The sequence below is a fragment of the Achromobacter ruhlandii genome, from assembly GCF_902859695.1.
GTDB classification, from domain to species: domain Bacteria; phylum Pseudomonadota; class Gammaproteobacteria; order Burkholderiales; family Burkholderiaceae_B; genus Achromobacter; species Achromobacter ruhlandii.
This window is the reverse complement of record NZ_CADIJL010000035.1, coordinates 26,981-44,778: the sequence shown is the minus strand read 5'-3', so window position 1 is coordinate 44,778 and position 17,798 is coordinate 26,981. Positions and strand designations below refer to the sequence as shown.

Annotated in this window: 18 protein-coding genes; 3 read left to right on the top strand and 15 right to left on the bottom strand. The window is 68.6% G+C overall.

Annotated features, from left to right (window positions below; all coding sequences use genetic code 11):
• Positions 1-8: 8 nt before the first annotated feature.
• Together HV742_RS27145 and HV742_RS27140 are read right to left on the bottom strand one after the other, a co-directional pair.
• The gene (locus HV742_RS27145; protein WP_059272561.1) at positions 9-1,328 is read right to left on the bottom strand and encodes an NAD(P)/FAD-dependent oxidoreductase; all 1,320 of its coding nucleotides are present in this window, start codon (positions 1,326-1,328) and stop codon (positions 9-11) included.
• Between the two features lie 53 nt (positions 1,329-1,381).
• Positions 1,382-1,780: a diacylglycerol kinase gene (locus tag HV742_RS27140; protein ID WP_006385962.1), complete on the bottom strand. Its 399-nt coding sequence runs from the start codon at positions 1,778-1,780 to the stop codon at positions 1,382-1,384.
• A 268-nt stretch (positions 1,781-2,048) separates the two neighbouring features.
• Between HV742_RS27140 and HV742_RS27135 the strand changes: the two genes are divergently transcribed.
• Positions 2,049-3,677: a mannitol dehydrogenase family protein gene (locus HV742_RS27135; protein WP_175146853.1), complete on the top strand. Its 1,629-nt coding sequence runs from the start codon at positions 2,049-2,051 to the stop codon at positions 3,675-3,677.
• 25 nt (positions 3,678-3,702) lie between these two features.
• Here HV742_RS27135 and HV742_RS27130 read toward each other — a convergent pair whose 3' ends face one another.
• The 10 genes from HV742_RS27130 to HV742_RS27085 all read right to left on the bottom strand — a co-directional run bounded on the left by HV742_RS27130 (position 3,703) and on the right by HV742_RS27085 (position 13,073).
• Positions 3,703-4,413, bottom strand: a complete 711-nt coding sequence (locus HV742_RS27130; RefSeq protein WP_175146852.1) for an ABC transporter ATP-binding protein — start codon at positions 4,411-4,413, stop codon at positions 3,703-3,705.
• Entirely contained in the window at positions 4,410-5,189 is a 780-nt protein-coding gene (locus HV742_RS27125; protein ID WP_175146851.1) for an ABC transporter ATP-binding protein, read from the bottom strand. Before HV742_RS27125 ends, HV742_RS27130 begins: the two co-directional genes overlap by 4 nt.
• Positions 5,186-6,172 (bottom strand): branched-chain amino acid ABC transporter permease, encoded by a 987-nt coding sequence (locus HV742_RS27120; RefSeq protein WP_059272557.1) that lies wholly within the window; start codon positions 6,170-6,172, stop codon positions 5,186-5,188. The genes HV742_RS27125 and HV742_RS27120 overlap by 4 nt, the downstream gene beginning before the upstream one ends.
• Positions 6,173-6,191: 19 nt before the next feature.
• Entirely contained in the window at positions 6,192-7,112 is a 921-nt protein-coding gene (locus tag HV742_RS27115) for a branched-chain amino acid ABC transporter permease (RefSeq protein ID WP_049076096.1), read from the bottom strand.
• A 35-nt stretch (positions 7,113-7,147) separates the two neighbouring features.
• A complete protein-coding gene (locus HV742_RS27110; RefSeq protein WP_054500721.1) occupies positions 7,148-8,323 on the bottom strand; it encodes an ABC transporter substrate-binding protein in 1,176 nt (391 codons plus the stop codon).
• Positions 8,324-8,373: 50 nt separating this feature from the next.
• On the bottom strand, positions 8,374-9,375 hold the full coding sequence (locus tag HV742_RS27105; protein ID WP_175146850.1) for an amidohydrolase family protein: 1,002 nt from the start codon (positions 9,373-9,375) through the stop codon (positions 8,374-8,376).
• Positions 9,376-9,403: 28 nt separating this feature from the next.
• Positions 9,404-9,955 carry a 3-hydroxyanthranilate 3,4-dioxygenase gene (locus HV742_RS27100; RefSeq protein ID WP_054428910.1) on the bottom strand — a complete coding sequence of 184 codons (552 nt, stop codon included), beginning with the start codon at positions 9,953-9,955 and terminating at the stop codon, positions 9,404-9,406.
• A gap of 152 nt (positions 9,956-10,107) precedes the next feature.
• Positions 10,108-11,073 (bottom strand): LysR substrate-binding domain-containing protein, encoded by a 966-nt coding sequence (locus HV742_RS27095; RefSeq protein ID WP_054415108.1) that lies wholly within the window; start codon positions 11,071-11,073, stop codon positions 10,108-10,110.
• 84 nt (positions 11,074-11,157) lie between these two features.
• Positions 11,158-11,589 (bottom strand): RidA family protein, encoded by a 432-nt coding sequence (locus HV742_RS27090; RefSeq protein ID WP_059273102.1) that lies wholly within the window; start codon positions 11,587-11,589, stop codon positions 11,158-11,160.
• 26 nt (positions 11,590-11,615) lie between these two features.
• Positions 11,616-13,073: a 2-hydroxymuconic semialdehyde dehydrogenase gene (locus tag HV742_RS27085; RefSeq protein WP_175146849.1), complete on the bottom strand. Its 1,458-nt coding sequence runs from the start codon at positions 13,071-13,073 to the stop codon at positions 11,616-11,618.
• Positions 13,074-13,305: 232 nt separating this feature from the next.
• Between HV742_RS27085 and HV742_RS27080 the strand changes: the two genes are divergently transcribed.
• Positions 13,306-13,791, top strand: a complete 486-nt coding sequence (locus HV742_RS27080) for a MarR family winged helix-turn-helix transcriptional regulator (RefSeq protein ID WP_254601274.1) — start codon at positions 13,306-13,308, stop codon at positions 13,789-13,791.
• Positions 13,792-13,851: 60 nt separating this feature from the next.
• On the opposite strand, the gene HV742_RS27075 is transcribed toward HV742_RS27080, so the two are convergent.
• From HV742_RS27075 to groES, 3 genes are all read right to left on the bottom strand, one after another.
• Positions 13,852-14,850: a YihY/virulence factor BrkB family protein gene (locus HV742_RS27075; protein ID WP_049076086.1), complete on the bottom strand. Its 999-nt coding sequence runs from the start codon at positions 14,848-14,850 to the stop codon at positions 13,852-13,854.
• Between the two features lie 257 nt (positions 14,851-15,107).
• Positions 15,108-16,748, bottom strand: coding sequence for a chaperonin GroEL (gene groL, locus HV742_RS27070; protein WP_006391317.1), 1,641 nt, complete (start codon positions 16,746-16,748; stop codon positions 15,108-15,110).
• 38 nt (positions 16,749-16,786) lie between these two features.
• Entirely contained in the window at positions 16,787-17,074 is a 288-nt protein-coding gene (gene groES, locus HV742_RS27065) for a co-chaperone GroES (RefSeq protein WP_006221616.1), read from the bottom strand.
• Between the two features lie 311 nt (positions 17,075-17,385).
• Here groES and HV742_RS32485 point away from each other — a divergent pair, with 311 nt between their 5' ends.
• Positions 17,386-17,520 carry a hypothetical protein gene (locus HV742_RS32485; protein WP_302478818.1) on the top strand — a complete coding sequence of 45 codons (135 nt, stop codon included), beginning with the start codon at positions 17,386-17,388 and terminating at the stop codon, positions 17,518-17,520.
• Positions 17,521-17,798 lie beyond the last annotated feature (278 nt).

Sequence of the window (17,798 nt, the reverse complement as noted above, 5' to 3'; positions counted from 1 at the left end):
GGGGGAGTTCAGTGCAGTTTGACCCGGGGGCGCGTGCGCCGCATGAGCAGGCGGGCCAGGGCCAGGGAGGCGGTGCGTGAGATGCCCAGCACCGCTTTGTGGTGCATCAGGTGCAGGCTCATGTACATCAGGCGCGCCAGTGTACCGCTTACGAACAGTCCCCGTCCGGCCAGCTTGCCCATCAGGCTGCCCACGCCGGCGTCCTGGCCCAGCGAGACCAGCGAGCCGTGGTCCTCGTAGACATAGGGGGCGGTGGGCTCGGCCGCGCGGCGCAGGCGCGCGGTGAGCTTCTTGCACAGGTAGTCGGCCTGCTGGTGCGCGGCCTGGGCGCGCGCCGGCACGGTGCGGCCGTCGCGCCAGGGCGCGGCGCAGCAGTCGCCCAGGGCCAGGATGTGCGGATCGGTGGTTTCGAGCCGTTCGTTGACCTCGACCTGGCCCAGCTTGTTCAGCGGCAGGTCCAGCTCGGCCAGCAGGGCCGGGCCCTTGATGCCGGCGGCCCACATGCACAGCCGCGCGGGGAATTCGCGGCCGTCGGCGGTCTTGACCGAATCGGCCGTGACTTCCGAGACCCGGCAGGCGGTTTCGACGCGGATGCCGAGTTCGGTCAGGCGTGCGGTGGCGGCGGTGGAGATTTTTTCGGGCAGGGCCGACAGGATGCGCGGCGCGCCCTCGACCAGCGTGATCGCCAGATCGCGCTCGGCGCGGAAATTCGGCAGGCCGTAGGCGCTGACCACGTGGCTGGCCTCGACCAGTTCCACCGCCAGCTCGACGCCGGTGGCGCCGCCGCCGACGATCACCAGGTCCAGCCGCGCCGATGGATCGCGCACCTTGGCCTGGTCGACCAGCGCCATGGCCTTGAGCATGGTCAGGCGGAACTGCTCGGCGTTCTCGGTGGTGTCGAGCGTGACGGCGTGCTCGGCCGCGCCCGGGGTATTGAAGAAGTTGGAGGTGCTGCCCAGCGCCAGCACCAGCGTGTCGTAGGCCAGTTCGCGGCGCGGCAGCACTTCCTGGCCCTGGCTGTCGGCCACGGCGTCCACGGTGACTTGGCGGCGCTCGCGGTCGACGCCGACCAGTTGGCCCTGCGCGAAGGAAAACCCGTTCAGGTGGGCCAGCATCAGGTAGGACAGGCCTTCCTGGTGGATGTCCAACGTGCCCGCCGCCGCTTCATGCAGCGACGGCTTCCAGATGTGGAACGGCCGGCTGTCGACCAGGGTGACGTGCTGGCGGCCGTGGATGCGGCCGAGCTTGGCGGCCAGTTCAAGGCCGCCGGCACCCCCGCCGACGATGACGATACGTTCCGAGGTGGCTGGCGTCGAATTGGGCATCATGGCTCCCAGTATAGAGGCGCGGGCCCCTGGACGGGCAAGCCTCGCGCCGGGATTCAGTGCATCACGAAGCGACTGACGGCCACGCCCACCCAGACCGCCACGGTGAACAGCAGCAGCAGCATGACGGCGGCGCTGCCCAGGTCCTTGGCCCGGCCCAGCAGCGGATGGGTGTCGACCGACAGCGCGTCGGCCAGCGCCTCGACCGCCGAATTCAGCAGTTCCACCGCCAGCACCAGCACCACGGTGCCGATCAGGAAAAACACCTCGACCGTGGTGCGCCCCAGGAAGAACGCGGCCGGGATCAGCAGCACGGCCAGCGCCAGTTCCTGGCGGAAGGCGGCCTCATACTTGATGGCGGCCTGCAGGCCCTGCAGCGAATAGCGCAGCGCGTTCAGGATGCGGCGCAGGCCGCCGGTGCTTTTGTAGGGCGAGTGGTGCGGATTGGTCGACATGGGAAGCGTAATAAGGCCGGGTGTGGCGGCTTTTTAACAGATATGGATTGCCGGCGTGATGCGACATGAGGCAGGTCAAGCATGCGCCAGGTTCTGCCGGTAATACTAAGTTACTTTTTGCCTTCGTCGCGGCCATGCGATACCCTGGCGGCGCGCGGCTTCGCGGCGTTGGCTTTCGCCCACGCCCGCCGTGTGCAATTCCCTACCAACGCGCCTCTGCGCCCGTCTCGGGGCGGATGCATCACGGCGCTCTGAGACACAGCAATCCATGCTCGAACGCTTGAATACGGAGTCCTTGTCGCGCCTGCCCGCAGACGTGGAGAAACCCGCCTATGACCGCGGCCGATTGACGCCGGGTATCGTGCATCTGGGGCTGGGCGCCTTCCATCGCGCGCACCAGGCGTTGGCCACCGACCTGGCCATGGCCGCCAGCCAGGATCTGACCTGGGGCATCCTGGGGGTGTCGCTGCGCAGTCCGGCCACGCGCGATGCGCTGACGCCCCAGGATGGCCTGTACACCCTGTCGCTGCGCGACGGCGACGAGGCAGGCAGCGCGCGGGAATCCCTGCGCGTGGTCGGGTCGGTGCTACGCGTGATGGTGGCCCAGGAGGATCCGCAAGCGGTGCTCGAGCGCATCGCCTATCCGCAGACGCGCATCGTCAGCCTGACCATCACCGAGAAGGGCTACTGCCACGAACCGGCCACTGGCCACCTGCGCTGGGACGACCCGGACATCCTGCACGATCTGGAGAACCCGGTGCGCCCGCGCAGCGCCATTGGCATGCTGGTGCATGGCCTGGCGCTGCGCCGCGAGCGCGGCCTGCCGCCCTTGACACTGCTGTCCTGCGACAACCTGCAGGCCAATGGCGACACGCTGCGCAGCCTGGTGCTGGCCTTTGCGCTGCGGCTGGACGTGGCGCTGACCGGCTGGATCGATGCGCATTGCACCTTTCCCAATTCCATGGTCGACCGCACCGTGCCGGCCACCCGCGACGAAGACCGCGCGCGCATCACGCAGCGCCTGGGCGTGGAAGACGCCTGGCCGGTGGTGGCCGAGCCCTACCTGAACTGGGTCATCGAAGACAAGTTCGCGGCCGGACGCCCCGCCTGGGAAGCCGCGGGCGTGACCTTCGTGGCCAACGCCGCGCCCTATGAGCGGCTGAAGCTGCGCATGGTCAACGGCCCGCATTCGGCGCTGGCCTGCCTTGGGACGTTGCTGGGCGCGGCCACCATGCATGAGGCGGCCGCGGTGCCGGCGTTGCGCGGCTTCGTGGACGACCTGATGCGCCACGAGATCGCGCCCACGCTCAAGGGCATCCCGGATGCCGGCCTGGAAGGCTACCGCCAGCGCTTCCTGGCGCGCGTCGACAACGCGGCGCTGCCGCATCCGACGTGGCAGGTGGCGATGGACAGTTCGCACAAGCTGCCCCCGCGCCTGCTGGCCACCATCCGCGACCGCCTGCGCGGCGGCGACGATATTCGTCGCCTGGCGCTGACGGTGGCGGCTTGGCTGCACTATCTGCGGGGCGAAGACGAAAACGGCGCGCGCTATCCGATCGAGGATCCGCTGGCCGCGCCCCTGGCCAGACTGTTGGCGCGTGCCGATGTGGCGGCGCGGGCGGCGGCGCCCAAGCAGGCGGCCCATCGCCGCGCCCTGGTGCTGGCCGGCTATCGCCCCGTGTTCGGCGACCTGGGCGAGAAACCGGTGTTCGTCGCGGCGCTGGCGGCGCAGTTGGAGACCCTGCGCGAACATGGCGTCCTGCATGCGCTGCAAGCCGTGGCGCGTGACCCCGAGCCTATTGTTCCGGCCGACAGCGAGGGCGTGGCGGAGGCGGCTGAAGCGACGGCCGCCGCGGCCGCGCCGCCTTCACGGGAAGCGGCCGGCCTGGGTATGTGAGCCCGCGCCGGCCACGACGCTGCCCCTACACGCCCAGGTAGTGCAGCAGGCGCGCTTCGTCGTCGATGAAGGCCTGCGAGGTGCCGCTCCAGGCCACCCGGCCCTTTTCGATGATGGCGTGGCGGTCGGCGGTGGCCAGCAGGGGCTCCAGGTTCTTGTCGATGCACAGCACTGCCAGTCCGGTGCGCTTGAGGCTTTCCAGCGCCTGCCAGATTTCCTCGCGCACCACCGGCGCCAACCCTTCGGTGGCTTCGTCCAGGATCAGCAGGCGCGGATTGGTCAGCAGCGCGCGGCCGATGGCCAGCATCTGCTGCTCGCCGCCCGACAGATGGCTGCCCAGGTGGCGCGCGCGTTCGGCCAGGCGCGGGAACAGCGCGTAGACGCGTTCCAGGGTCCAGGGCTGCGCCAACCCCTGGCGGTTGTGCGCGGTGGCCACCAGGTTCTCGCGCACCGACAGGTTCGGGAACACGTGCCGGCCCTCGGGCACCAGGCCGATGCCGCACTGCGCCACCTTGTAGGCCGGCAGGGCGATGATGTCGCCGCCGTCGAACGTGATGGCGCCGCGGCTGGCGCGGTTCAGGCCCATGATGGCCTTGACCGTGGTCGACTTGCCCATGCCGTTGCGGCCCAGCAGCGTCACGAACTCGCCCGGGCCGATATCCAGGTCGATGCCGAACAGCGCCTGGCTGGCGCCGTAATGCGCGGTCACGCCGCGCAGCGACAGCAGCGCGCTCATGCCGGCGCTCCCTGCGCGCGGCGGCCGGCGTGGCCGCGTTCGCTGCCCAGATAGCATTCGCGCACCTGCGGATCGTTGCGGATCTGGTCGGCGTCGCCGCAGGCCAGCGCGCGGCCATACACCAGCACCGTGATGCGGTCGGACAGCGCGAACACCGCCTGCATGTCGTGTTCCACCAGCAGGATGGTGTATTGCCCGCGCAGCCGTTGCAGCAGCCGTGTCATGGCCTCGGATTCGTGCTGGCTCATGCCGGCCATGGGTTCGTCCAGCAGCAGCAGGCTCGGCTGGCAGGCCAGCACCATGGCCAGCTCCAGTTGCCGCAGCTCGCCATGCGCCAGCGCGGCGGCGGGGGTGTCGGCGCGCGCGTCCAGGCCGGCCAGCGCCAGCGCCTCCCGCGCCGGCTCGCGCAGCGCCGGCGTGGCCAGCAGCGGCCGCCAGAAGCGGAAGCCGTGGCCGCGCCGCGCCTGCACCGCCATGGCCACGTTCTCCAGCGCGGTGAACGGCTTGAACACCGAGGTGATCTGGTACGAACGCGCCAGCCCGCGGCGCACGCGCCGCTCGACCGGCAGGCGCGTCACGTCCTCGCCATCGAGCAGCACGCGGCCGCCATCGGGCCGCAGCTCGCCGCTCAACTGGCCGATCAGCGTGGTCTTGCCGGCGCCGTTGGGGCCGATCACGGCATGCAGCTCGCCCGGCCGGATGTCCAGCGACAGGTCGTCGGTGACGGTCAGGCCGCCGTAGCGCTTGACCAGGTGTTCGACGCGCAGCGCGCTCATCGCGGTTCTCCGGTGGGGTGGGGCAGGGCGCGCGTGGCGCGCAGGCGCAACGGCTTGTCCGACAGACCGCCATACAGGCCGCGGCGCGACACCAGCACCACGCCCACGATCAGCAGGCCCATCACCAGCATCCAATGGTCGGTCAGCAGCTTCAGGCCTTCCTCCAGCAACAGGAAGGCCAGGGCCCCGGCAACCGGGCCGACCACCGTGCCCAGCCCGCCCAGCGCCACCATCACGATCAGCTCGCCGGAGGTGGTCCAGGCCAGGTACGAGGGCGACACATACAGCGTCAGGTTGGCCAGCAGCACGCCGGCCACGCCGCACGCCATGGCCGACAGCACATAGGCCGCCAGGCGATAGCGCAGCGTCGCGAAGCCCAGCGCGCGCATGCGCCGCTCGTTGGCCTGGCAGCCGCGCAGGACCATGCCGAACGGCGCGTGCACCAGCCGGCGCAGCGCGGCCAGCGCCAGCAGCAGCACGCCGAACGCGGTGTAGTACAGCGCCAGCGGCGTATCCAGCCGGAACAGGCCAAAGTCGCTGCCGGCGAACAGCGACATGCCGTCGTCGCCGCCGAAGCCCTCCAGCCCCGTGGCCAGGAAATAGAACATCTGCGCGAACGCCAGCGTGATCATGATGAAGGCGATGCCGGACGTGCGCATCACCACGTAGCCGCTGACCAGGCCGACCACGGCACAGGCGCCCAGCGCGGCCAGCAGGTGCAGCCAGCCGTTCTCGATGCCGTAGTGGTTCAGCACGCCGACGGCATAGGCGCCCAGGCCCAGGTACAGCGCGTGGCCGAAGCTGACCATGCCGCCGTAGCCCAGCAGCAGGTTCAGCGCCAGCGCGGCGATGCCGTACACGAGCACCCGGCCGAACAGCGCCAGCAGGAACGGTTCGCCTTGCCATTGCGCATACAGCGGCACCAGCGCCAGGAGCAGCAACAGCGCGCCGGCGGCGAGCGTGCGGGGAGAGAGTCGAAGCATGTCGGGGCCTCCTTGGGCGCTAGCCGTGCCGCACGGGAAACAGGCCCTGCGGCCGCAGCGCCAGCACCAGCGCCATGACGATGTAGATCAGCATCGAGGCGATCGCCGGGCCGGCCGCGTTGGCGGCGGCCGGCGGCAGCGCGGCGCGCAGCAAGGCCGGCAGCAGCGCGCGGCCGAGCGTGTCGACCAGCCCCACCATCAGCGCCGCCAGGAAGGCGCCGCGCACCGAGCCGATGCCGCCGATGACGATCACCACCAGCGTCAGGATCAGGATCGGTTCGCCCATGCCGGTCTGCGCCGACAGGATCGGCCCGGCCATCAGGCCGGCCACGCCGGCCAGCACCGCGCCCAGCACGAACAGCAGGGTGTTCAGGCGGGCGATGTTCACGCCCAGCGCGCCCACCATCATGCGGTCGGTGGAGCCGGCGCGGATCAGCATGCCCAGCCGCGTGCGGTGGATCAGCGCGTAGCAGCCCGCCGCCACCGCCAGCCCCGCCACGATGATGAGAAAGCGGTACAGCGGGTAGGTGACGCCGAGCAGATCGATGGTGCCCGACAGCCACGACGGCAGGCCCATGCTGATCGGCGCCGGGCCCCAGATGATGCGGGTCAGCTCGTTGAAGAACAGGATGAAGCCGAAGGTGGCGAGCACCTGGTCCAGGTGCTCGCGCGGATACAGCCGCGCCAGCGCGATGCGGTCCAGCAACAGGCCCAGCAGCGCCATGCCCGCCACCACGGCGGCCGCGGCCAGCAGGAACGAGCCGCTGTGGCGGAACACGGTGGCCGCGATGAAGGCGCCCATCATGTACAGCGAGCCGTGCGCCAGGTTGATGAAGTTCATGATGCCGAACACCAGCGTCAGGCCGGCGGCCAGCAGGAAAAGCAGGATACCCAGCTGCAGGCCGTTCAGGGCCTGCACCAGCAGCAATGTCGCGGACATGGCGCCTTACCTCGTTCTTGCCCGGCAGGCCGGCGTCATTTCATGGCGCACTGGGCGGCGTACTGGTCCGAGACCTTGGACAGGTCGGCGAAGATCGGGCCCTTGTTGACGAAGCCGACCTTGCCGTCCGCGCCCGCCGCCACGTCGGCGCGGAAGAAGCCGGCCGCCGGGAAGTGGTTCGGCTGGTAGCGGAATTCGCCGCGCACCGACTGGAAATCGGCCGCCTCCAGCGCCTTGCGCAAGGCTTCCTTGTCGTCGGTCTTGCCGCCGGTGCGCTTGAGCGCCGAGCCGATGAGTTGCGCCGCGTCCCATGACTGGGCCGCGTAGCTGGACGGCTCGCGGCCGTACTTCTGGCGGAAGGCGGCGGCGAAGGCCTTGTTGGCGGCGTTGTCCAGGTCGGGCGAGTACGGCACGTTGGTGACCGCGCCGAGCGCGTCCTTCTGCAGCGCGGGCAGGGTGGCGCCGTCGATGGTGTCGACCGACAGCAGGGGGATCTTGTCGAACAGGCCCGCCTGGCGGTACTGCTTGATGAAGTTCACGCCCATGCCGCCGGGAAAGAACACATAGGCGGCATCAGGCCTGGCGTCGGCCAGCGCGGCCAGCTCGACCGAGTAGTCGGGCTGGTTGACCTGGGTGAAGACCTCGTTGACCACCTCGCCCTTGAAGAAGCGCTTGAAGCCGGCCATGGCGTCCTTGCCGGCCTGGTAGTTGGGCGCCAGCAGGTAGACCTTCTTGAAGCCCATCTGGTTGGCCATCTCGCCGCTGCCTTCGTGGCGCTGGGTGTTGTTCCACGAGGTCGAGAAGAAGAACGGCGAACAGTCCTTGCCGGCCAGGTTGGTGGGGCCGGCGTTCGAGCCCACCAGGAACACGCCGGCGCCGGTGACCGGCCGCGCCACCGCCAGCATCACGTTGGAATACACCACGCCGGTGATGATCGGCACCTTGTCGCTCTGCACCAGCTTGCGCGCGGCCTGCACGCCGACCTCGGGCTTGAACTGGTCGTCTTCCTTGATGACCTGCACCGGCACGCCGCCGAGCTTGCCGCCGCCCTGTTCGACGGCCAGCATGAAGCCGTCGAGCTGGTCCTGTCCCAGCACCGAGCCGGGCCCGGTCAGGGTGGTCAACAGGCCGATCTTCACATCGGCCCAGGCGGCGGCGCCGGGCGCCAGGGCGACGGCCGCGGCGGCGGCCAGCAGATGGATGCGTTTCATGGTGAATCCCCTTGCGTTGCCGTGTCTCACGGTCATGGTTGGCGGGCGGTTCAGCGGTCCAGCCCGAAGAACGTCTGCGTGTTGGCCGACAGGATCTTGTGCTGCACCGCGGGCAGCAGGTCGGAATTCGACACCAGCCGGCCGACCTCCTGCTCGCCCAGCGGATACGGATAGTCGGAACCGAGCAGCACGCGGTCCTCGCCCATCACGTCGATCAACAGCCGCAGCGAGCGCGGATCGAACACGGCGCTATCGACGTAGAAGCGGTCGGTGTACGACGAGGGCGGCTGCGGACAGTCCTGGCGCACGATGTCGCGGTGGCGCCAGGCGTTGTCCACGCGTCCCAGCAGGAAGGCGAAGCTGCCGCCGCCGTGGGCGAAGCACAGCTTCAGGCTGCGCGGAATGCGCTCGAACGCGCCGGACAGGATCAGCGACAGGATGCCCAGCTGGGTTTCGGCGGGCATGGCCACCAGCCACGGCAGCATCCAGCGCTTCATGCGGCCGTCGGTCATCATGTCCCAGGGGTGCACGAGCACCGGGATGCCGTCGTTGGCGCAATGCACCAGGAACTGCACCAGCGTGTCGTCGTCCAGGTCGCGCGGGCCGACGTGGTTGCCGATCTGCACGCCCAGGTGGCCGGCGGCGCGGGCGCGCGAGGCCTCGCGGCAGGCCAGGTCCAGGTCCTGCAGCGGCACCTGCGCCAGCGCCTTGAGGCGGCCTGGCGCGAAGGCGCAGTGCTCCAGCGCCAGGTCGTTCATGCGCGCGGCCCAGTCGGCCGCGGCCTGCGCGGGATAGGCGTAGCCGAACATCACCGGCGTGGCGCACAGGATCTGCAGGTCGACGCCGTGGCGGTCCATCTGTGCAATGCGCAGGGCCGGGTCCCACAACGTGGCGTCGACCGGGCGGAAGGGGCGGTCGCCGGCCATGATCTGGCCGGTCGAGCCGTCGCCGTCGCGCCGCAGCCAGGGCGCGTCCACCGGGTCCAGCGCCGCCGCTTCCTGCCGCGTGATGGGCGGGAAGAAGTGCGCGTGCATATCGATTTTCAGGGTCATAAAGAGGGCGGATGACAGGTTGGGGGCGTCAGGCGGGCGACGGCTGCGCGGCGGGGGCCTGCGCCTTGCCGGGGTGGATCGCGCCGCAGCCGGGGCAGGTGCGCTTTTCCTCGCTGGCATAGAAGGCCTGGAACAGCGGCGGCAGGTCGGTCACGATGCTTTTGAGCTGCACCTCGACGCGGTGCACCAGGTGGCCGCAATGCGGGCAATACCATTCGAAGCCGTCCAGCAGTCCCTGCGGCCGCTGGCGCTCGATCACCAGACAGGCGCTGCCGGTCTCGGGGCGTTGCGGCGAATGGCGCACATGCGGCGGCAACAGGAAGATGTCGCCTTCCTTCAGGTCGACGCGCTCGGGCTTGCCGTCGATCCACAGCGACAGCCAGGCGTTGCCGCGCACCTGGTAGAAGAACTCTTCCAGCGGATCGTCGTGGTAGTCGGTGCGCAGGTTGGGGCCGCCGACCACGGTGACGATGAAATCGGCGTCCTGCCAGATCTGCTGGTTGCCCACCGGCGGTTGCAGCAGGTGGGCATGGTCCTGGATCCAACGCTGGAAATTCAGGGGCGGGCCATAGGCGGGCATGACGGTCTCCGGGAGGCGCTTGCGGACTTTGCTGAAGGCAAGTCTAGGCGGGGGAAGGGGCCGCGGCACAATAGAAATTGCGCGGTTGGATATGCGGGGTATCTATCGCGGGGTTTCCCTGAACGGGATATCCCGGATGCGGTGGCCGGCGTTCAGGCGCTGGCGGGCCGCTGCGCCGCGATCTGCTTCAGGTACTCGACCAGCCGCAGGCAGGCCGGCGTCAACGGCCGGTCGGCGCGGATCGAATAGCCCACATCGCCGAACGCGCCGAAGGCATCGGTGGGCAGGCGCGTCAGCACGCCCATGGCCAGGAACTGGGCCGCGGCGTCATACGGCATCAGCGCCAGCGCGTCGCTGTGCATCAGGATGCCGATATTGGTCAGCAGCGACAGCGATTCGACGTGGCGCGTGGGCAGCCGCACGCCGGCATCGAAGAAGCTGCGCTCGATCGAGGCGCGCAGCGGCGAGGTGGGCGCGGGCAGGATCCAGATGTGGTCGGCCAGCTCGGCCAGCGTCACGCGCGCCGCGCCCGCCAGCGGATGGCGCGCGCCGGCCACCAGGCACAGATCCTCGCGGTAGAGCTTGTGGTGGTCGACGGCGACGCCCGAGATCGACGCCATGTCGGCGCCCGGCAGCCGGCCCACCACGATGTCGACGTCGCCGGTGGCCAGCGCCGGCAGCAACTGCGCCGATGGGCCCTCGCGCACGGTGACCTGGATGCCGGGGTGCTCCGTCATCAGCCGCGCGATGGCCTCGGGCAGCAGCTTGGCCGAGGCCGCGATCAGCGTGCCCACCACCACGTGGCCGCTGGCGCCGCCCAGCACCGCGTCGATGTCGTCGGCCATGTAGCGGATCTCGGCCATCATGGCGTGCACGCGGCGGCCCAGCACCAGCGCCAGCTCGGTCGGCGTGACGCCGCGGTTGGAGCGCTCGAACAGCGTCGCGCCGAAGAACGCTTCCAGGTCGTGGATGGCCTTGGTGACGGTAGGCTGGGTCAGGTGCATGTCGCTGGCGGCGCGCGACAGCGAGCGGCGCGCCAGCACGCGCTCGAAGATCTGCAGCTGGTGCAGCTTGAGTTTGTGGCTGAGCGCGTTGGGCGTGATGCGGAAGTTCGACATGCGCGCGGCCGTCCCGGCGGGGCGGCGATCCTGTTTCGAAGGCAAAGCCGCAAGGCGGTCGGACGCCATGGCCGCGCGCGCCGCTCAGCGCGCCTGCGGCTTGTAGGCCACCGCCTTGATCTCAATCAGCAATTGCGGGTGCGGCAACTGATGCACCGCCACGGTGGTGCGCGCCGGCCCATCGGCGTCGAAGAACTCGCCGTAGACCTGATTGTAGCCACCGAAGTCGTTCATGTTGACCAGGAAAGTACTGATCTCGACCACGTCCGCCAGGCCCGCGCCGGCGCTGGCCAGGATGTCGCGGATGTTCTCGATCACCGCGCGCGTCTGCGCGCGGATGTCGAGCGTGGTGGTGCCCATGGCGTCAACCTCGGCGCCGGCGATGCGGTTGTCGGGCAGGCGCGAGCTGGTGCCGGAGACGAACAGGAAGTCGCCGGCGCGCTTGATGTGGGGATACTTGCCGCGCGGCGTGGCCTTGCCGGCGACGACGGTGGCGCGGGTGGAAGATGAGGTCATGGCGGTGTCCTTGAAGGCGCTGTGGCTCACAGCTTGATGCAGACGTTGGTGGGCTCGGTATAGAAATGCAGCGAATGGCGGCCGCCCTCGCGGCCGATGCCCGACAGGCCGCTGCCGCCGAACGGCGTGCGCAGGTCGCGCAGGAACCAGCAGTTGACCCAGGCCAGCCCCACCTTCATGGCCTGCGCGACGCGGTGGCCGCGGGTCAGGTCCCGGGTCCAGACGGCGGCGGCCAGGCCGTAGCGGGTGTCGTTGGCCAGGCGGATGGCCTCTTCCTCGGTGTCGAACGGCGCCACGTGGCAGACCGGGCCGAACACTTCTTCCTTGATGCAGCGCGCGCTCTCGGGCAGGCCGGTCCAGACGGTCGGCTGCACGTAGGCGCCGGCGTCGCGCGCATCGCCGAACACCGGGATGCCGCCGCCGGTGACGACCGTCGCGCCTTCCTCGCGCGCCAGGGCGAAATACGACAGCACCTTTTCCCGGTGTTCGCGCGACACCAGCGGCCCCATGCCGGTGTCCGCGTCATCGGGCCAGCCGATGCGCAGCGCCCGCGCGCGCTCGGCCAGCGCGGCGACGAAGCGTTCGTAGATCGGACGCTGGACGTACACGCGTTCGGTGCACAGGCAGACCTGGCCGCAGTTGGCGAACACCGAGCGCGCGGTGCCGTCGACCGCCGCCTCGAAGTCGGCGTCGGCGAACACCAGCGCCGCGTTCTTGCCGCCCAGCTCGAACGACACCGGCTTCACGCCCGGCGCCACGGCGCGCATGATGGCCGCGCCGGTGGCCGATTCGCCGGTGAAGGTGATGCCGTCGATGTCCGGATGCGTGGTGATGAACTCGCCCGCCGAGCCCGGCCCGAAGCCATGCGTCAGGTTCAGCACGCCGGGCGGAAGCCCCGTATCGTGCGCGACCTCGGCCAGCAGCGTGGCGGTGGAGGGCGTGACCTCCGACGGCTTCATGATGACGGTGTTGCCGAATGCCAGCGCCGGCGCCACCTTCCAGGTCAGCAGCAGCAGCGGCAGGTTCCACGGCGAGATCACCCCGACCACGCCCAGCGGCTTGCGGTAGGCGTAGTTCAGCGCCTGGCGGCCGTCGGGCGTGTCGGTCATGTAGCTTTCCATGTCCAGCGTGCGCGCCAGCTCGGCGAAGGTCCGGAAATTGGCGGCGCCGCGCGGAATGTCGATCTCGCTGGCCCAGGAGACCGGCTTGCCGGTGTCGCCGATCTCGGCCTGCAGGAAATCGTCGAAGCGGCGGTTGATGCCGTCGGCCAGCGCCAGCAGGTGCTCGGTGCGCTGGACCACCGGCAGCGCGGCCCAGGCGGGCAGGGCGCGGTGGGCGGCGGCGACGGCGCGGTCGACCTGCTCGCGGCCGGCTTCGTGCGCCTGGGCGATCAGCGCGCCATCCACCGGGCTGTGTTTGTCGAAGGTGGACGCGCCGTCTTCGAAGCGGCCATCGATGTAGTTGCGCAACTGGCGGATCGTCATGATCGGGATTCCGGGAAGGGCCGAGAGGGAGACTGGCGATAATGTACGTATACGTACTATTATGCGGATATTAGGCAGCGCCCGGCGCGAAGTCAATGCAGGGTTTTGCCCCAGGAGGGCCGGCGTGGGTGGGCAGGCCGCCTGCCGCGGCGCGGGCTGGCCGCCACGCGGGACCCGCGGGGCAACGAGTGCCTCCGCCTACAATCGCCAGGCCCTCTCCATGGAACGCCCGATGACCGTTTCCCGTTCGACCTCACGTCCGGCCCCGCCCCGCGCCTTGCGCGAATTCGACCTGACCCACGTGGCCTCGCACCTGCTGCGCCGCGCCCATTTCCGGGCCGAAGCGCTGTTCGCCCAGGCGTTTCCCGACGAGGACCTGACGCCGCGCCAGAAGGCCCTGCTGATCACGGTCTACCAGAATCCGGGCGCGACCCAGAACCGGGTCGCCGAGCTGATCGCGCTAGACCGCAATTCCTTCGCCGAAATGATCGCCCGCATGAGCGCCAAGGGGTACGTGCGGCGCACGCGCTCTGCCGAGGACGGCCGCGCCTATGCGCTGGAGATCACGGACGAGGGCATGGCGCTGCTGGCGCGGGTGCTGCCGCGTGATGCGCAGGTGGAGGCGCAGGTGCTGGCGCCGATCCCGGAGGAACTGCGGCCCGTGTTCGTGCGCTGCCTGCGCCTGATGACGGGGCTGGAATCGCCCGAGGCGCCGTGAGGGAAAAGGAGCGGGAAAGGCTCGCGTCCAGCGCAGCGAGTGACGGACGCGGCGCCTGGTTCAGGGCGTGTCCGACGGCGGTGATGCCGGCGGCGCCGATGCCGGCACGGACGCCGACGATGTCGGCACGGCGGACGCTGGATCCGCATCCGAAGCCTTGGAGGCCGCGGGCGTCTTGGGCCGAGCCTCGCGCCCGAACCGCAGCGCGAACTGCCGCGTGAACACTGCGCCGAAGAAGAAGATCTGCGCCGAGTAATAGATCCACAGCAGCAGCGCGATCAGCGAGCCGGCCGCGCCGTAGGCCGACACCGCCGCGCCCCGGCTCAGGTATACGCCGATCCCCCACTTGCCCACCAGGAACAGCGCCGCCGTGACGATGGCGCCGGGAATCACGTCGCGCCAGGAGATCCGCGCGCTCGGCAACAGTTTGAAGATCACCGCGAACAGCGCCACCACCACCGAAAACGAAAACAGGCTCGACGCCCAGTCGGCCGCCGTGGCGAAGGCCGAGGCGGTCCACAGGTCGCCGTAGTACTTGCGCGCGGCGCCCAGGGCCGCGTTCACGGTCAGCGAGACCAACAGGAACAGCGCCAGCACCAGCACCAGGCCGAACGACAGCATCCGGCTGCGCACCATGCCCTGGATGCCGCCCTTCTGGTTGCCGGACACTTCCCACAACTCGTCCAGGCTGGCCTTGAGCTCGGCGAAGGCCGTGGTGGCGCTGAAGATCAGCACGAAGATTGAAATCAGCGCCGCGATCCAGCCGCCGCCGGATTCATGGGCGCTGGCCAGCACCGTCTGGATCACTTCGGCGCCGCGCTCGCCGGTCAGGTCGCGCAGCGACGCGAACAGCTCGGACCGCACCGCGTCCTCGCCGAAGAAGGCGCCGGCCACCGCGATCACCAGGATCAGCATCGGCGCCAGCGAGAACACCATGTACAGCGCCAGCGCCGCGCCCTTGCTGGAGGCGCGGTGGGTGGACCATTGGTTGGCGGAATCCATCAACAGGCCGCCGATCTCGGACGGACGCAGGGCACGCAGGCTTTGGGGAAGGCGCATGGGTCTGGGCTCTGGCTGGGGGAACCTTCATTGTAGGGACGCATGCGTCCGCGCGAAACCATGAACTTGTTGGCAAACGTTCCGGCGTCGCGGGCAGGTGGCCGCCCGCAAGCCGGGCCTGGGCACGCTCATGGGCAGGCTGGCCACGGGCGGATCGGCCCAAAAAAAGAAAAACCCCCGGGGCGAAGGTCCGGGGGTTTTTCGGGGTACTGCGTTCCCCGGCCGAAGCCGGGGAGGCCATGCAAGGGAAGCGGGACTTAGAAGTCCATGCCGCCCATGCCGCCCATGCCGCCGGGCATGGCCGGGGCAGCGGGCTTGTCTTCGGCCAGTTCCACAACGGCGGCTTCGGCGGTCAGCAGCAGGCTGGCGACGGAGGCGGCGTTCTGCAGGGCGGTGCGGGTCACCTTGGTGGGATCCAGCACGCCTTGCTCGACCAGGTCGGTGTACTCGCCGGTCGCGGCGTTGTAGCCGTAGTTGCCCTTGCCTTGCAGCACGGTGTTGACCACCACGCTGGCTTCTTCGCCGGCGTTGGTGACGATGGTGCGCAGAGGTTCTTCGACGGCACGCAGGATCAGCTTGATGCCGGCGTTCTGGTCAGGCGTGTCGCCCTTCAGGTCGGAGATGGCTTGCTTGGCGCGCAGCAGGGCCACGCCGCCGCCGGCCACAACGCCTTCTTCCACCGCAGCGCGCGTGGCGTGCAGGGCGTCTTCGACGCGAGCCTTCTTTTCCTTCATTTCGACTTCGGTGGCAGCGCCAACGCGAATCACGGCAACGCCGCCGGCCAGCTTGGCCACGCGTTCTTGCAGCTTTTCACGGTCGTAGTCGGACGTGGCTTCTTCGATCTGGATGCGGATCTGCTTGACGCGCGCTTCGATCGACTTGCTGTCGCCAGCGCCGTCGATGATCGTGGTGTTTTCCTTGCCCACTTCGATGCGCTTGGCTTGGCCCAGCTCAGCCAGGCCGGCCTTTTCCAGCGACATGCCGGTTTCTTCGGAGATCACCGTGCCGCCCGTCAGGATGGCGATGTCTTCCAGCATGGCCTTGCGGCGGTCGCCGAAGCCAGGCGCCTTGACGGCGGTGGTCTTCAGGATGCCACGGATGTTGTTGACCACCAGGGTCGCCAGGGCTTCGCCCTCGACGTCTTCGGCGATGATCAGCAGCGGACGGCTCGACTTGGCGACTTGTTCCAGCACCGGCAGCAGGTCACGGATGTTGCTGATCTTCTTGTCGAAGATCAGGACGAACGGGTCTTCCAGCGCGGCGACTTGCTTTTCCGGGCTGTTGATGAAGTAGGGCGACAGGTAGCCGCGGTCGAATTGCATGCCTTCGACGACGTCCAGCTCGTTTTCCAGCGACTTGCCGTCTTCGACGGTGATGACGCCTTCCTTGCCGACCTTGTCCATCGCGTCAGCGATGATCTGGCCGATCGAGGAGTCGCTGTTGGCCGAGATCGAGCCGACCTGGGCGATTTCCTTGCTGGTCGTGACCGGCTTGGATTGCTTCTTCAGTTCGGCGACGGCGGCGGCGACAGCCTTGTCGATGCCGCGCTTCAGGTCGATCGGGTTGAAACCGGCGGCAACGTACTTCAGGCCTTCCTGAACGATGGCCTGGGCCAGCACGGTGGCGGTGGTGGTGCCGTCACCGGCGTTGTCGGAGGTCTTGGAGGCGACGTCCTTGACCAGCTGGGCGCCGATGTTCTCGAACTTGTCCTTCAGTTCGATTTCCTTGGCGACGGAGACGCCGTCCTTGGTCACGGTCGGGGCGCCGAACGAGCGCTCCAGCACGACGTTGCGACCCTTGGGGCCCAGGGTGGTCTTGACGGCGTTGGCGAGGACATTCACGCCACGGACGATGCGCACGCGGGCGTCGTCACCGAACAGTACTTGCTTGGCAGCCATTTGTTAGCTTCCTTCGAAAATTCGTTTTGAGGCAGGGTTTACTGGACCACGGCGAGGATTTCGTCCTCGCGGATGACGAGCAGCTCTTCGCCGTCAACCTTGACCGACTGGCCGGCGTACTTGCCGAACAGAACCTTGTCGCCAGCCTTCAGGTCGACCGGCAGGATCTTGCCGTCTTCGGTCTTCTTGCCGGGGCCGACGGCCACGACTTCACCCTGGTCGGGCTTTTCAGCGGCGCTGTCGGGGATGACGATGCCCGACGCAGTCTTGCGCTCGTTTTCGAGGCGTTTGACGATCACGCGATCGCCCAGGGGACGCAAGGCCATGAGGAACTCCTGTTACTAGAGAAGAAAGTGAATGATCGGTTGGGCCCGGGAGGATTGTTAGCACTCACCGGAGTCGAGTGCTAATTATAGGGATGATGTGGTGGGGTTCAAGGGGGGAGGAGGGGCTGTTACATCTGACGGGACGAGGCGTCCTAAGGTGAGGTGGTGCGTCCCTTTTTATGTGCCGCTGTCGAAGTTCATTGAACTTGAGATTTGATTCACCCACGTTGGCGCCTGATCAAACGATACGCGTGTCGTCGCCTCTTTCGGCGTGGATAACGATTTGACGTGTCGGTGCGAAGCAGGTGGGTATGCAAGACTCGCACGGTAGCGCGGACATGGCGTGCGCCCTGTCGCCTGTGATCTTCCTGGCTGGCACGGGGTTTGTCGTGGCGAATCCGGCGATCGTGCTGTTCGCGTTGCCGGTGGCGGGATTGGAGCCCTAAGCGGCCCGTCGTTGCGCGCGCGCGAAATGCCGGAAATGGAGCGGACCTCCCCAAGTGCTTGACCGCTAAGTGCCATTCACCGGAGCGGTCCTTGCCGGCCTCGCAGAAAGCCTGCCACGTTCTGTTTCAACATCGTTGCGTCATACGTCGATGATTTGATTGCGGCTTGCAGGATCGTTCGCCTCGTCTCCGTGGGGAAAAGGCTCCAGGTGCTAATAACGGCGGCTCCCAAGCAAGCAATTACTCGTCTTTCCGCTTCATCCAGCACGCCTGGGTCC

Coding starts and splice junctions, on each gene's coding strand:
- groES (WP_006221616.1), bottom strand. CDS start 17,074: ATGGCCTTGCGTCCCCTGGGCGATCGCGTGATCGTCAAACGCCTCGAA.
- HV742_RS27140 (WP_006385962.1), bottom strand. CDS start 1,780: ATGTCGACCAATCCGCACCACTCGCCCTACAAAAGCACCGGCGGCCTG.
- HV742_RS27125 (WP_175146851.1), bottom strand. CDS start 5,189: ATGAGCGCGCTGCGCGTCGAACACCTGGTCAAGCGCTACGGCGGCCTG.
- groL (WP_006391317.1), bottom strand. CDS start 16,748: ATGGCTGCCAAGCAAGTACTGTTCGGTGACGACGCCCGCGTGCGCATC.
- HV742_RS27080 (WP_254601274.1), top strand. CDS start 13,306: ATGACCGTTTCCCGTTCGACCTCACGTCCGGCCCCGCCCCGCGCCTTG.
- HV742_RS27105 (WP_175146850.1), bottom strand. CDS start 9,375: ATGACCCTGAAAATCGATATGCACGCGCACTTCTTCCCGCCCATCACG.
- HV742_RS27115 (WP_049076096.1), bottom strand. CDS start 7,112: ATGTCCGCGACATTGCTGCTGGTGCAGGCCCTGAACGGCCTGCAGCTG.
- HV742_RS27095 (WP_054415108.1), bottom strand. CDS start 11,073: ATGTCGAACTTCCGCATCACGCCCAACGCGCTCAGCCACAAACTCAAG.
- HV742_RS27110 (WP_054500721.1), bottom strand. CDS start 8,323: ATGAAACGCATCCATCTGCTGGCCGCCGCCGCGGCCGTCGCCCTGGCG.
- HV742_RS27085 (WP_175146849.1), bottom strand. CDS start 13,073: ATGACGATCCGCCAGTTGCGCAACTACATCGATGGCCGCTTCGAAGAC.
- HV742_RS27120 (WP_059272557.1), bottom strand. CDS start 6,172: ATGCTTCGACTCTCTCCCCGCACGCTCGCCGCCGGCGCGCTGTTGCTG.
- HV742_RS27145 (WP_059272561.1), bottom strand. CDS start 1,328: ATGATGCCCAATTCGACGCCAGCCACCTCGGAACGTATCGTCATCGTC.
- HV742_RS27130 (WP_175146852.1), bottom strand. CDS start 4,413: ATGAGCGCGCTGCTGTCGCTGCGCGGCGTGACCGCGCATTACGGCGCC.
- HV742_RS27075 (WP_049076086.1), bottom strand. CDS start 14,850: ATGCGCCTTCCCCAAAGCCTGCGTGCCCTGCGTCCGTCCGAGATCGGC.
- HV742_RS27135 (WP_175146853.1), top strand. CDS start 2,049: ATGCTCGAACGCTTGAATACGGAGTCCTTGTCGCGCCTGCCCGCAGAC.
- HV742_RS32485 (WP_302478818.1), top strand. CDS start 17,386: ATGCAAGACTCGCACGGTAGCGCGGACATGGCGTGCGCCCTGTCGCCT.
- HV742_RS27100 (WP_054428910.1), bottom strand. CDS start 9,955: ATGCCCGCCTATGGCCCGCCCCTGAATTTCCAGCGTTGGATCCAGGAC.
- HV742_RS27090 (WP_059273102.1), bottom strand. CDS start 11,589: ATGACCTCATCTTCCACCCGCGCCACCGTCGTCGCCGGCAAGGCCACG.